Origin of the sequence: Coprococcus phoceensis (assembly GCF_900104635.1) — a bacterium.
In the GTDB taxonomy this organism is placed as follows: Bacteria; Bacillota; Clostridia; order Lachnospirales; family Lachnospiraceae; genus Faecalimonas; species Faecalimonas phoceensis.
In genome coordinates, this window is sequence record NZ_FNWC01000007.1 from 1,560,837 (window position 1) to 1,573,475 (window position 12,639).

Consider the following 12,639-nt stretch of genomic DNA (forward strand, 5'->3'; position numbering starts at 1 on the left):
TTTTCGCCATCTTATCGACACAGCTTTCAATATCAGGCGATACCACATTGAGACCCCGCAAGAAAACGATAGTTAATTTTCACTCTTTGCTTACGATCTTTGCCGGTTCCCTCTGCCTGATATACATAAATACTATCAATCAGCTCCACCAGCATAGAACGGTTCAGTTCTGTTACTGTTTCATACTTACGAATTGTTTCCAAAAATTGATTGGTACTCTGTGTTTTCTTTTCTTCCGCTCTGATTTTAGTTCTTAATTCGTCTCTTTTTTGAGCAAGTTCTTTCTGCTCACTTTCATAAGCTGAGGACATCTTTTCAAAGCGTTCATCAGAAATCTTACCGAGTGCATTCTGCTCAAAGAGCTTCATAATCACACTATCAATTTCTGCAATCCGTTTTTCTGCTACTTCCAAGTCTTTCTCGAACTGTTTGATTTTCTTACTGCCGCCTTTTTCGCTCAATTCGTGCATTTCCTGTATAAACTGATCTCCTAAGGCTTCCATATTCTTAATATGCTTTTGAATATCACTCATAACAATCTGTTGCAACGCCTCATAAGAAATGGCATGTGTTGTACAAAGATTGCTATTCCTTACATAAGTTCTGCAGCGAAAGCGAGGCTCCCTTCCATTTGGATTAGAAAACGCCATGTTGCGACCACAATCCGGGCATTTCACAAGACCCACAAATATATTAGGACGTCCTGTTTTATTCGGCTGTTTTTTTACACTGATGAATTTCTGCACCAGTTCAAAGGTTTCTTCATCAATGATCGCTTCGTGGGTGTTCCGTACTATGATCCATTCTTCTTTCGGAACTGCAACCGGCTTCTTATTCTTAAATGATTTGGTCTGTGTCTTATGAGAAACCATATGTCCCAGGTACACTTGATTCTCCAAAATCATCTTCACATTCTTTGCTACCCAATCCGTTGGAAACTTAAATCCTGTACTTGTTTCCAGAGTGCCGTTCTTCATTGCCCTGTATGCTCTCGGAATCAGAACACCATCCTCGCACAAGGTTCTCGCAATCTGATGAACGCTGTTGCCCTGTTTCGATAATTCAAAAATTCGTTTGACAATAGGTGCTGTATCAGAATCAACCAATAGCTTTCTTTTGTTCTCTGGGTCCACCACATAACCATAAGGTGCAAATGAACCGCAGAACCCACCACTCAATGCTGTTGTCTTTTTTACGCTTCGGATTTTCTTTGATGTATCACGAGCATAATACTCATTCATAATAGATTTAAACGGCATCATCTCGTTTTCATCAAATCTTGTATCGACATCATCATTCAAAGCAATAAACAAAATATCATTATTAGGAAAGATTTCTTCCACATAATACATGAACATGGCATTGTTACGTCCAAAACGTGACATATCCTTTACCATGATACCGCTCGGTTCCGGATCGTCCATAGCATCTTTAATCATACGGTTCAGATCCGGCCGGTTGAAGGTGGTTCCAGAATAACCATCGTCCACATATTCGCCTATCACTTCAAATCCTTTTTCCTTAGCATTGTACCTTAACATCTGCAACTGATTGGTAATGCTGTTGCTTTCCTTATCCGCATCCCCATCGTCTTTCGATAAACGTGCATATAATCTAACTCTTAGTTTTGTCTGCTGTTTTAACATTTCTGCTCCTTTCCAACAGCAAACAAACTGCTTTGTACTTTATAATTATAACACGTTTAAGCACTCTTTTCAGCAATTTGCTCTACTGTTTTTTTCAATCAACGGGTATTGTTTTCCTGCTCAATTTCTTTCTGGATCAGTCGTTTAATTAAATACTCCAACTGAACCGTACCGGAAAAAACGGAAGTTACATAAAACGTTGTATTCCCAATTTGGACTGCATTCTCCTGTTTAGGATTTTCCATGTGCTCACCTCATTTCCGGGCAACAAAAAAACACCATCACTGGTGTTTTTTTGCTCCTATATATTTACAATTCTTCGTGCATATACTCCGCTTTTTAAATCTATCTCTGCATAAACCATACTACTATCGCCAAACTCTGTCTGCCCTGGCTGAATACAGGTTGTAGTACCTATCTGATTCATCCATGATCCTTTTTCTGTATCAGGACTTTCGTGAATATGCCCGTGCAGAGAAAGTAACGGCTGTTTGGCTTTAAGGAACTCATAAATATCTACTGATCCTATATCCAAATCCTGATATAGAAGCTGTCCCAAACGCAATCCGGCAGGAGGCATGTGCATAACATATACCGTTTTCTTCGGACTCTCCGGTTCAGGCAGTTCTTTCAAAATTCCACACATCAATGGAAGTTCTGTTTTGGAATACTCCAACCAGTCAAAAATTCTGTCATAACCATATTCATTCGATATACCGGCAAAAAGGCTAAGTTGTCTTTGGGGAATATAATCTGTCTCTGTAACAACTCGATCCTTACATCCAAAGGGATGATCCAAAATCTGATTCATTCCAATAAATTCATATTCGTCAATGCGGATTTTTTTACCTGCTATATTATGAACATTTGCGAATCCCCCACAAGTCTGTTCAAAAAGATTATCCACAGATAGCAAATCGTCATTCCCCAGCATATTAAGGTATGTAATGTTATGTTCTTGCAATATGGAAAAGTAATTACTTAGAAATCCTTTGATAAATAACGGTTGTTCTGTATGTCTTTCTCCCAATTTTGGAAGCATATCTCCACCATTCACAATAACTCTGATCTCTTGTTTCATAGCTATTTCTAATGATTTTCTGTATTTATTTTTATCTCCATGCAGGTCTGTAACATAAAGTATTTTCATGCTGTATCTCACTCCTTATATCCTTTAAGCATTTGCATCTTGATTGATTATAACACACAGCAACAATACTTTCAGCAGTTTCCGCCGCTATGTTTTCCACCTGTAGTATAGATCACTTTCTTCCCACATTTTTATATCTTATCATCAAAACCACATGAATAGGTCGGATCTATGGTTATTGCACACATAAATCCGGCCCATTATATCTGATTTCGATTTTACTGCCGTATTTGCCACGCACCCCGGCAAGTCCTTCTGTTATAAGGACGGGGCTGTTACAGGCTGCGGGTAGCGTCACCGCATCATAGTCCCACATACGCCGCCGCTTTGCCAGAGCAAGCAAACGCCGCAGGAACTCTCCCCAAGTCTTTAGGAAGCTGTGAAGAAGTACCATTATGATCTGTGTCGTTATCGCGTCCGGCCTGCCACAGCCGGTTTCGTAGGTTGCGTTTATCGCTCGGACAGCCTGGATTCATCACCTCCTTAGGCCGCCTGTCACCGCGCCGCCCCATCTGCCGCTCGGAACACAGAATGAAGTACCTGTAACAGCGTATATTCGGTTGTCAAGGAACAAGCAAGGGGCATGGCAGACAAATTGATATTGCAGTTGGGATGGGAGGATGTATATGCTTCCTTACCACACCCGTCCAGCTTGTCCCGCCGAATATGTCCCTCTACTATTCAGTACATTTTTAGGGGCAAAGTTGCCGTCTGTTATAAAATTTCTTTGAAATATTTTTCCAGACTACGCAATCCGGCTTCGATAGAACGGGTGATCCGGCTTTTGTGTGTTCCTTCCGCTTTGGCAATATCTGCTTTGCTCATGCCAAGAAAAAAGTGTGCATAGATCCGTTGGCGCTGCTTTACCGGAAGTTTGGAAAGACCTTTATAAATCAACTCTGTCATTTGACGCTGTTCCCAAATTTCTGCCGGGTTAAGAGGCTTTTGCAATATCTCACGCTCAATACCTTCGTCTCGATCCAGAGAGTAAAATGCTTTATAGCGGTATGTACGAATCCGATAGGCTTCTTCCAACAACATATATTCCCGAAGCAACAAAGCAACTTCATCCGGCACCTCAACGATCATGTCTTGTGTATAATACGGGTAATAATCCCGAAGATTGATTTTTTTCATAGTAATTTCCTCCAATTTCGATGTTTGAGTTGATGGTAAAAATCGAAATCAGAGGGTGGGCTGCGGCAGTGATAGTGTCTTAGACTCTTTCTGATTAAAAAAAGGGTACAAAAAAGCGCGCCCGTACAAAGAACAGGCGCGCCAAAGCAGCAATATGAAATTTCTCCGGGAGGCTGACAGCGAAAATGCTCTAACTTTGTCGAAACCAAAAACGCCGCAATCCATACGAACTGGACTACGACGTATAGGTGACCGAATGTAAAGCAGTTTATTTGCAAATCTGTGTTGCATAGACGCATAGGCATTTCCTCCCATCATGGAGGAACCTGAATCGGCTGCTTGATACCTCCTTGGGAGAAAATTATATCGGTTATGTTTCCTGTATCAGTCCGCAGACATTCGCTTTTTACTCTTTATATTCGCAATTTTCTACATATTCTGCTCTTAGAATATATGCTGCAAAAAGCAAGCCCACAAGGGGAAACAACACCTTGTGGGCTCATGTTATAGATGTTCAAATTTATAGCCGATCCCGGCGACACTCTCAATGTAGTTTGGAAGATCCGGTTCAAAACGCAATTTCTTACGCAGCTTACTTATATGATTATGAATCGCTTTTCTCGAATAGAAATCACAATCCTCTTTCCAAACCAAATCGGTAATCAGTTCGTAAGTAAAAACACGTTTGGGATTGGCAATGAGCAATGTCAGTATATCAAACTCCTTACTTGTCAAGTTGATAATCCGTTCCCTAACCCTGACAGTGCGGTGTTCCAGACATAGATAAAGCTCGCCTTCTTGTATTTCTGTAAGAGGATTCTTCTCTGCTGCGGAGAAAGTGTGACAGGAATTGAATACTGTTCCATGACTGACTCCTTGTTCCAAAATATATTGCATTAGAGCATTCTTTTGTTCCTCGTTAAGAAGCAGAAATAACTTTTCACCAATCTTCTTGCCGGATTCTTCAATATCAAAAACAGCTAATGTCCCATCACATCATCACCTCCATATTTTGATAAATTTATTGATTAGAGCTCAATTCTTGCTTTCGATGGCTTATCTTCCCAATAGGTAACTTTAATCGTTGTTCCCTTGTCAGGAACGTTGTTTCCTGCACCAATCCATTTTCGGCAGATGTAATCTTTACCGTCTATCGTATATTTGACCTTGATAGTATGCGGAAAGGCTGCGCCATCCATAGCATGAGCGCGGACAGGTTTACGATTCACTTTTAACCACCATTGTTTTGTAACTGAAATTACAGTTCCCATTGTTTCTTTTTCCATAAGTTACCTCCAATGATATTTTTGATTGATAATACCTATTTTCTATTCAACCTTTTCTTTGTTTGTAGTAAATGCGGGACGCTGCTGCGCCAGTGGCTGCCAACTGAACCAGAATTAGAACAGCAAACAGACCGAAGCTCTCATAATAGAACAGCTCATCCCTAAATAGAAGGACATCACAGAGCGCAGTCAAGGTAAGTGTCACAAAGTAAATGATATAATCTCGCAGGCTTCTGCGGATATTTTGAATTGCTAACTTCCAGTACATCATTACGACCTCCCTTCCTTTAATGTTTTTCTATGTTCCTTTGAAACAGGTAATAGGTTGACACAAAATAACATCCAAAGACGATTATAAAAGAGATATAGGATAGGGTCAGGATTATTCCAATTTGCGAAGGCAAAACATAGGCGATAATCTCATTGTAGTTGCTCCAAAGCAAATAGGAAAAAACTCCAATACTTCCAACTATCGCCATCAGAACCGGAAGTCCAAACCAGAAATACATTTGCCGACGAGCAGTTTTCTGGCATTCTTTACGCTCCACTCCTAATTTACGAATGATGTCAAAACGATGTTTTTGTTCAATAGCATCTGTAAGCTGTTGCACCGATAACATAGTAAAACTGCTTACTAACAACACAAGCGCCGCATAAGTGCCAATCAGTGACAATAACAGCATATTTGAAATACCCTCATTGGACTGTAAGGTATTCAAACGAATAAATGCAGACTCCGGCGGGAAATTCCCAAGTTCTCTCTGATATGTGCCCATATTTTCTTCAAATTGTTTTGCAAATTCATAAGTTAAAGGCTTATCGGTATTTGCAGAATAAAATGTGGTCGCAATCCGAAGGTCTGAGATAGCTACGTCCGGCAAAACATAAACCGCTTTTGTCCTGCTGGTAAACAGGTTAATTCCTATCGAATCCTGAAAGTCGGCGTCCTGGGCCTTATTAAGAACAATGCCATTCACTTGGATCTGACGGATATTTCGGTCAATTTCCTGCATCTCCGTTTCTACTGCTTCCCGGTTCCAAGAAACCCCAAATGTATCATTGGGCAACACAGCCGGTTCCAGACCAGACAACGCCCTCAATTCATTATAGTCAGATAACGAAACCGCAAGAAACGGAATTTTCTTTTGCCCGTTACCAATATCCTCATTCGCAAGGAAGTAAAGCTCTCCCTGCGCCTTTCCAGTTACAGAGTATCCCCCTTGTTCCAGATAGTCGGTAATCGCATCATAGTCCAGAGTCCCTGTTGGTAACAAAGATTCTTCTGCCCGGTACATCGTCCCTACCTGCACATCGTATACAGAAAGAGCGAGCTGGTACGATTGAATCCGAAGCGCCAGAACGGGAAGATAGGAAAAGAGGACCAGAGCTGCTGTCAGGACGCAGGAGATGACCCCCATCGTCTTGGAACTGGTTCCCATTCTACTCTTGATTTGCCCAAGCCAGAACAGATTCCGATAGTATCTGGCAGAAGGCTTACGAATCATTTTTGATAGCCACCAAGTAAGATTGCTAAAAAAAGCAATCAAGGAAAATACAAGAAGCAATAGTGCAAAGACTGGTGGCATCGTCAAATACGCCTGTATCGCTATTCTTTGGCGTACCAACGAATCAAAAAGCGGGGAAAGAACCAAAAGAGCAATCCCTTCAGCAGCTCCAAAAATTGTGAGTGCCATTAGCGGACCACTTCCATCTCTTTTCTTTCTGCCGGCAAGAAAGAAAAACACAGCTGATACCAAAAAGCCAGCAGCCAGGAAAGTCAGAAACAATACCCTGAAAAGAGCTGCCGGATAATGTAAAACCAAACAGCTTAGAGCAGCCATCATCCCAAGGATCACAGTTGAAACTGCGGTACAGACCACCACCCACTTCCCAACCTGCCTCGTTAAAGGAATATTTTCTACACCTTTCTGGCTATTTTGCAACATCTGAATGATTTTCAGTTTTCGTACAGCAAACAGGTTCTTAATTCCCAGCAAAAGTACAATCGCACCAAAAAAGATAACAGTTCCAAGAAAAGTGTCCGGAAACAGAGACAAATGCAAATGGTAATTCTCACCGAAAGATTGAACAACAATCACACTGATAATCTGAGAAAGCAGCATTCCCAACAGTACACCTAATAAAATCGCAGCAGCTCCCATAACAGAAGTTTCCAAAAAGAATAAGAAGGCAACTGTTTTCTGCTCCATCCCAATAATCGTTTCAATCGCAAATTCCTTCTGTTTACGCCGAAGCATATAGGAATTAACATAGGACATCAAAAATACTACAAAAAGTCCCACCAATGGTACCGCGATCCGCATCATTTTCTTCAGTACATCTAAATGGATGGGTACGGGAAGTGTCGCATTGTAATAGGGACTTACCAGAGAAAAGAATCCATAAAACATTCCAACCGACAAAACCAGTGTAACCACATAAATCAAGTAATCTCTGGCTGTTCGGCGGACATTGCGAAGTGCCAGTTTAGCGTACATCATTCATGCCCCCTCCCATCATGGTGAGGACATCCAGGATTTTTTCAAAGAAAGTCCTGCGGGAATCACCACCCTTACGGATTTCCGTGAAGATCGCGCCATCCCTCAAAAAGAGAATGCGATTGGCGTAGCTTGCCGAGAAAGCGTCGTGTGTCACCATCAGGATCGTGGCTCCGAGATCTTCGTTGATACTCTGAATCGTAGAAAGCAGCATCTGGGACGAGTGACTGTCTAACGCACCGGTGGGTTCATCCGCCAAAATCAGCTTAGGCTGGTTGATAATGGCTCTGGCACAGGCGCACCGCTGCTTCTGGCCGCCGGACACCTGATAGGGGTACTTATCCAGAATATCCGTGATATTCAGCTTTCCGGCCATTTCCCGCACCCGCCCATCAATCTCGCCTGCGGGAACCTTGTTGATGGTCAGCGCCAGGGCTATGTTTTCCGAAATGGTCAGCGTGTCCAGCAGGTTAAAATCCTGGAACACAAATCCAAGATTTTCCCGGCGAAACCGGGCAATCTGTTTTTCATTGATTTCCGTCACATCGGTTCCATCCAGATAGATATGTCCCGCACTGACCATATCAATGGTGGAAATACAGTTGAGCAGGGTGGTCTTGCCGGAACCGGATGCTCCCATGATTCCTACAAATTCTCCCTCTTGAACGGAAAAGCTGATGTCCTGAATTGCTTTTGTAACATTCCCGCCATTTCCGTAATATTTTTGGATATGATCCAGTTTCAAAATTTCTTTCATTGTTATCACCTCTGATCTCTATTGTAAAATAAGAGTGGCTTCGTTTGTATCAAGTTTTCTTACAAAGTTCTAACAAAAATGTAAGAAGTGCAGGACCGCAATCAGCCCTGCACTTCATGGATCAGACAGTTGATGTGAAACGCCAGGGAAATAGCGGTTCCTTGTTCCGATGATTCTGCCGCAATGCCAATGCCCAGCTTTTCACAGAGCCGTTTGCATAGGTACAGGCCAATGCCTGTGGACTGCTGGACCATACGACCATTCTGACCGGTAAATCCCTTTTCAAAGATACGGGGCAGATCGGACGCAGCAATCCCGATTCCATTGTCCTCCACGACAAGAACAACCTGATCCTGCCGTTTATGAGTAGAAATGCGGAGAACCGGCTGTTCCGTACGATACTTGACCGCATTGGCAATCAGTTGGTTCAGAATAAAGCGCACCCACTTTTCATCTGAATAAACCGTGTCCTGCATTTCCTCCACTTCCAGACGCATACCACTTTGGAGCAGCAGATATTTATTATTTGCAATCGCCTGATGCACCACTTGGGACAGTGCCATTTCCCGGACAGAATAATCTTTCTCTGTATGCTCACTGCGGGCGTAATAAAGAGCTTGTTCGGTAAAGCGGTTGGTCTTTTCCAGTTCCAGCAGAAGTTCCTTTGTCCAGTCCATCCGATGGTTTTCACATAGGAGTTTCATGGCAGTAATGGGCGTTTTGATTTCGTGAATCCATTGCTCAATGTATTCTTTGTACTCCAGACGTTCTCGCTCGACTTCTCCAATCTGTTCCAACATGGATTTTCCAGCCATTTTCAAAAGCTGATAGTAAACCTGTTCCTCGGCCTGTTCCGGCAGCTCCATCACTTCGGAAATGAGGTATCTTTCGGAAAGCTGCTCCGCCATATCCAGAAGTTTTTTCATCTGCCGCTTCCGTTTCCAGTAAGTGAGGACAAGTCCCGTCAGCAAAATCAATGCCCATACAATCAGGATCAATACTACTGCGGAAACCGAATTGCCGCACACCAGCAAAAATACAGTGAGTGCAGCCATACAAACAAGGTTCGTCAGCAGAAATGGTAGCCTGTTTTTCCAATATCGTCTGCTGTTCATATCGTGTACCCCTGTCGGTGCTTTGTCTTAATAAAATCCGTCAGGCCGATGCCCACAAGTTTTTCCCGGATGCGGTTGATATTGACGCTCAAAGCATTGTCATCCACATATAGCTGATTGTCCCACAAATACTCAATAATATCTCCACGAGAACAGATTTTCCCTCCATTCTTGAAAAGGTAATAGAGAATTTTTAATTCGTTTTTGGTAAGTTCTATGCTCTGTCCATTATAGCCCAAACTGCTGGATTCCAAATGCAGCACCGCATCTCCATAGACGATCTGTTCCTGCTGCTGTGCGGGATAAGCTTTTTTCAGTAGGGAAGCGATTTTCGCAAGCAGGATTGCTGTGTTATAGGGCTTCGTGATAAAAGCATCGCCACCCAGCATAATGCTGTTTAATTCATCCATATCTGTATTACAGCTCGTTACAAAAATGATCGGCACCTCGGAGAAGGTACGGATTTTAGAGCATAAAGCAAAGCCATTCTCTCCGGGCAACTTAATGTCCAACAAAATCAGATGTGGCTTTTCATCCTGAATCTGTTCTATCACAGCAGAAAAATCCTTTATGCCAATCGTTGCATATCCATTTCCATTCAATAATGTTTGCAATTCTCCCTGTATCACAGGATCATCTTCAATTATCATAATTTTATATCGTTTCATGCTTTCTGCACCTTCCTTGTTTTGTCCGGCCATCAATCGGCTTTTCTGCAGTTTTGGGAATCAGCCAAACACCGGCCATCTTCACAGCGCCGGAGATACGCCCACCGGCACAATAATAATTTACTCTACGAGGTGTCACGCCCCACTTCTCGGCGGCCTCTTTCAATGTCATATATTCCATATCGCACCTCCATAGAATCTATTATAGTTCTTTAGCTCGAACAATACAACCTTCAATATTAAGTGTTTGGAAGTGGACGTTAAAAAATTAAAGCCACAAGAAAATCTCGTGGCTTTAGATTACAAGTGTTCAAATTTATAGCCGATTCCGGCGACACTCTCAATATAGTTTGGAAGATCCGGTTCAAAGCGCAATTTCTTACGCAACTTACTTATATGATTATGAATGGCTTTTCTCGAATAGGAATCACAATCCTCTTTCCAAACCAAATCGGTAATCAGTTCGTAAGTAAAAACACGTTTGGGATTGGCAATGAGTAATGCCAGTATATCAAACTCCTTACTTGTCAGGTTGATAATCCGTTCGCGAACCCTGACAGTACGATGTTCCAGGCATAGATAAAGCTCGCCTTCTTGTATTTCTGTAAGCGGATTCTTCTCTGCAGCAAAGGAAGTGTGACAGGAATTGAATACCGTTCCATGACAGACTCCTTGTTCCAAAATATATTGCATTAGAGCATTCTTTTGTTCCTCGTTAAGAAGCAGAAATAACTTTTCGCCAATCTGTTTGCCGGATTCTTCTATATCAAAAACAGCTAATGTCCCATCACATCACCTCCACAAAAGCATTTTACAAAAAATATATCATTTATCTCATTTCCGGTCGAAGAATAACCCGCTTGAACAAAAACATTGTTGCACCAAAATAGGTCAAGTAGATTGCACAGAATAGCAGGATTGTAACCAGACCATAAAAAGGTACCAGTCCCTCCTGTAAGATTACCTCTCCGAAAAGGAACTGCACATCCACTATCTGATACTAATATTTTTTATAAATGTATTCAGTAAAAATACGATAAAAACAATATACAATCCAAACTACCCAAGTTATTTCCCACCTGTGTGATATTACAGAAATCAGCAAATAAAGAATAGCCACGGTAATAGCGATAATCCAATTTGTTATTTTTTTCTTCTTGCTTATTTCATTAGCAGATACTTTCACAACATCTGATAATAAACTCTCATACTCGTGATCAACATTATTTTCTGCCTTTTCACCCTTGAATAATTCTGCTATGGTAATCCCCAAGGATGTAGCTAATGGCTCAATAAGAGATACATCTGGAAATCCGATGCCTCGTTCCCATTTTGAAATAGCTGCACTTGATACACCTAATTCATTTGCCAAATCCTGCTGAGTACGATTTTGTTCTTTCCTGATAGTAGCAATTAAACTGCCTGTTTTTTGAACGTTCAATATTTTCACCTTCTTTCTATCTGCTTTTACAATATCACAAAAAACACTGTATTCAAGAAACGCTCCGTTGAAATGCTAAACGCTACATTGAATTTATGTAAAGATAATCTTTCTCTACACAATCTCACACACGCCGGTATGGTATTCACCTCCGTAAAATTTTTCAATTACTCCACAAAGAACAGCACCCGCCGGATCAGCTCTGGGATATTGACCGGGGCGGTGATATAGTCGTTCACGCCCTCATGCCGGTATTCATATTCCGTGGCAAGGTCGTTGTTCTCGGTGAGGATAAAGAACAGAAGAAGCCGGACAGGGGGATTCTTCATTTGGAACATCCCCGCCACCCGCCGCAGCGTATGAAACAACTCCATTGCTGTGCCATCCGGCAGTTCCAGATTGCACAAGATCAGTTCAATTTCCTTATCCTCAAAAATATGGCGCTTGGCCTCCTCAATCGAGGAAACCAGAATCAGGTCAAAGCCCTTTTGCAGCATAGCAGCCCGCAGCACTTCGGCGTTGGTATCTTCCGTATGGACAAAGAGCAGCTTGTGAAAAGTCGGGGCCTTTTCGCCGGATAATTGACGGTAGGCATATTCCACCAGCTTATCTTGCAGCAGCAGCCCTTTCATTTTGTCCATGCACAGCGTCGCGCCCCGGCGCTTGGCCTCCTGTTCGTAGTCCTCTTTATCATGGCAGGACGCCAGAATAAAAGGCAGCTCCTTGTCTGCGGCCCGCACCTCGTCCAGAAAGTCCATGCCGGAACCGTCCGGCAGGTCGAGATCACAGCAGACCACCAGCGGCATTTCCTCTTGGATGGCGGCCCGAGCTTCTTTCAGTGTACAAGCCGTTTTCACCGGGTAACCCCGGTGCTGTAAGTATTTTTGCAGACACCATGTATAGGTGTCGCTGTCGTCGATCAGCAGTATCTTTTTCATGTA

General features: G+C 42.4%; 15 protein-coding genes. All 15 read right to left on the minus strand.

Annotated features, from left to right (window positions below):
- Positions 1–32: 32 nt before the first annotated feature.
- The 15 genes from BQ5364_RS11340 to BQ5364_RS11410 all read right to left on the minus strand — a co-directional run bounded on the left by BQ5364_RS11340 (position 33) and on the right by BQ5364_RS11410 (position 12,636).
- The gene (locus tag BQ5364_RS11340) at positions 33–1,646 is read right to left on the minus strand and encodes a recombinase family protein (RefSeq protein ID WP_071144292.1); all 1,614 of its coding nucleotides are present in this window, start codon (positions 1,644–1,646) and stop codon (positions 33–35) included.
- A 98-nt stretch (positions 1,647–1,744) separates the two neighbouring features.
- Positions 1,745–1,891, minus strand: coding sequence for a hypothetical protein (locus BQ5364_RS18100; protein WP_015542922.1), 147 nt, complete (start codon positions 1,889–1,891; stop codon positions 1,745–1,747).
- Between the two features lie 56 nt (positions 1,892–1,947).
- Positions 1,948–2,796: a metallophosphoesterase family protein gene (locus BQ5364_RS11345; protein WP_071144293.1), complete on the minus strand. Its 849-nt coding sequence runs from the start codon at positions 2,794–2,796 to the stop codon at positions 1,948–1,950.
- A 714-nt stretch (positions 2,797–3,510) separates the two neighbouring features.
- A complete protein-coding gene (locus BQ5364_RS11355) occupies positions 3,511–3,933 on the minus strand; it encodes a hypothetical protein (RefSeq protein WP_015542925.1) in 423 nt (140 codons plus the stop codon).
- Between the two features lie 504 nt (positions 3,934–4,437).
- Positions 4,438–4,830 carry a winged helix-turn-helix domain-containing protein gene (locus BQ5364_RS11360; RefSeq protein WP_071144294.1) on the minus strand — a complete coding sequence of 131 codons (393 nt, stop codon included), beginning with the start codon at positions 4,828–4,830 and terminating at the stop codon, positions 4,438–4,440.
- A gap of 131 nt (positions 4,831–4,961) precedes the next feature.
- The gene (locus tag BQ5364_RS11365) at positions 4,962–5,219 is read right to left on the minus strand and encodes a hypothetical protein (protein ID WP_015542931.1); all 258 of its coding nucleotides are present in this window, start codon (positions 5,217–5,219) and stop codon (positions 4,962–4,964) included.
- Positions 5,220–5,265: 46 nt separating this feature from the next.
- The gene (locus tag BQ5364_RS11370) at positions 5,266–5,490 is read right to left on the minus strand and encodes a hypothetical protein (protein WP_330594270.1); all 225 of its coding nucleotides are present in this window, start codon (positions 5,488–5,490) and stop codon (positions 5,266–5,268) included.
- A gap of 16 nt (positions 5,491–5,506) precedes the next feature.
- Positions 5,507–7,720 carry an FtsX-like permease family protein gene (locus tag BQ5364_RS11375; protein WP_071144296.1) on the minus strand — a complete coding sequence of 738 codons (2,214 nt, stop codon included), beginning with the start codon at positions 7,718–7,720 and terminating at the stop codon, positions 5,507–5,509.
- Positions 7,707–8,474 carry an ABC transporter ATP-binding protein gene (locus BQ5364_RS11380; protein WP_071144297.1) on the minus strand — a complete coding sequence of 256 codons (768 nt, stop codon included), beginning with the start codon at positions 8,472–8,474 and terminating at the stop codon, positions 7,707–7,709. The genes BQ5364_RS11375 and BQ5364_RS11380 overlap by 14 nt, the downstream gene beginning before the upstream one ends.
- A 101-nt stretch (positions 8,475–8,575) precedes the next feature.
- Entirely contained in the window at positions 8,576–9,589 is a 1,014-nt protein-coding gene (locus BQ5364_RS11385) for a sensor histidine kinase (protein ID WP_071144298.1), read from the minus strand.
- The gene (locus tag BQ5364_RS11390; RefSeq protein ID WP_004611607.1) at positions 9,586–10,257 is read right to left on the minus strand and encodes a response regulator transcription factor; all 672 of its coding nucleotides are present in this window, start codon (positions 10,255–10,257) and stop codon (positions 9,586–9,588) included. Before BQ5364_RS11390 ends, BQ5364_RS11385 begins: the two co-directional genes overlap by 4 nt.
- On the minus strand, positions 10,244–10,438 hold the full coding sequence (locus tag BQ5364_RS11395; protein WP_004611606.1) for a helix-turn-helix domain-containing protein: 195 nt from the start codon (positions 10,436–10,438) through the stop codon (positions 10,244–10,246). Before BQ5364_RS11395 ends, BQ5364_RS11390 begins: the two co-directional genes overlap by 14 nt.
- 119 nt (positions 10,439–10,557) lie before the next feature.
- Positions 10,558–10,950: a winged helix-turn-helix domain-containing protein gene (locus BQ5364_RS11400; RefSeq protein ID WP_071144299.1), complete on the minus strand. Its 393-nt coding sequence runs from the start codon at positions 10,948–10,950 to the stop codon at positions 10,558–10,560.
- A gap of 307 nt (positions 10,951–11,257) precedes the next feature.
- Entirely contained in the window at positions 11,258–11,698 is a 441-nt protein-coding gene (locus BQ5364_RS11405; RefSeq protein ID WP_071144300.1) for a type II toxin-antitoxin system RelB family anti-toxin, read from the minus strand.
- A 167-nt stretch (positions 11,699–11,865) separates the two neighbouring features.
- On the minus strand, positions 11,866–12,636 hold the full coding sequence (locus BQ5364_RS11410) for a response regulator (protein WP_071144301.1): 771 nt from the start codon (positions 12,634–12,636) through the stop codon (positions 11,866–11,868).
- Between the last annotated feature and the right edge of the window lie 3 nt (positions 12,637–12,639).

Excerpts from the sequence above, each read along its gene's own strand:
- BQ5364_RS11340 (WP_071144292.1), bottom strand. The coding sequence starts at position 1,646 with ATGTTAAAACAGCAGACAAAACTAAGAGTTAGATTATATGCACGTTTA.
- BQ5364_RS18100 (WP_015542922.1), bottom strand. The coding sequence starts at position 1,891 with ATGGAAAATCCTAAACAGGAGAATGCAGTCCAAATTGGGAATACAACG.
- BQ5364_RS11345 (WP_071144293.1), bottom strand. The coding sequence starts at position 2,796 with ATGAAAATACTTTATGTTACAGACCTGCATGGAGATAAAAATAAATAC.
- BQ5364_RS11355 (WP_015542925.1), bottom strand. The coding sequence starts at position 3,933 with ATGAAAAAAATCAATCTTCGGGATTATTACCCGTATTATACACAAGAC.
- BQ5364_RS11360 (WP_071144294.1), bottom strand. The coding sequence starts at position 4,830 with ATGCAATATATTTTGGAACAAGGAGTCAGTCATGGAACAGTATTCAAT.
- BQ5364_RS11365 (WP_015542931.1), bottom strand. The coding sequence starts at position 5,219 with ATGGAAAAAGAAACAATGGGAACTGTAATTTCAGTTACAAAACAATGG.
- BQ5364_RS11370 (WP_330594270.1), bottom strand. The coding sequence starts at position 5,490 with ATGATGTACTGGAAGTTAGCAATTCAAAATATCCGCAGAAGCCTGCGA.
- BQ5364_RS11375 (WP_071144296.1), bottom strand. The coding sequence starts at position 7,720 with ATGATGTACGCTAAACTGGCACTTCGCAATGTCCGCCGAACAGCCAGA.
- BQ5364_RS11380 (WP_071144297.1), bottom strand. The coding sequence starts at position 8,474 with ATGAAAGAAATTTTGAAACTGGATCATATCCAAAAATATTACGGAAAT.
- BQ5364_RS11385 (WP_071144298.1), bottom strand. The coding sequence starts at position 9,589 with ATGAACAGCAGACGATATTGGAAAAACAGGCTACCATTTCTGCTGACG.
- BQ5364_RS11390 (WP_004611607.1), bottom strand. The coding sequence starts at position 10,257 with ATGAAACGATATAAAATTATGATAATTGAAGATGATCCTGTGATACAG.
- BQ5364_RS11395 (WP_004611606.1), bottom strand. The coding sequence starts at position 10,438 with ATGGAATATATGACATTGAAAGAGGCCGCCGAGAAGTGGGGCGTGACA.
- BQ5364_RS11400 (WP_071144299.1), bottom strand. The coding sequence starts at position 10,950 with ATGCAATATATTTTGGAACAAGGAGTCTGTCATGGAACGGTATTCAAT.
- BQ5364_RS11410 (WP_071144301.1), bottom strand. The coding sequence starts at position 12,636 with ATGAAAAAGATACTGCTGATCGACGACAGCGACACCTATACATGGTGT.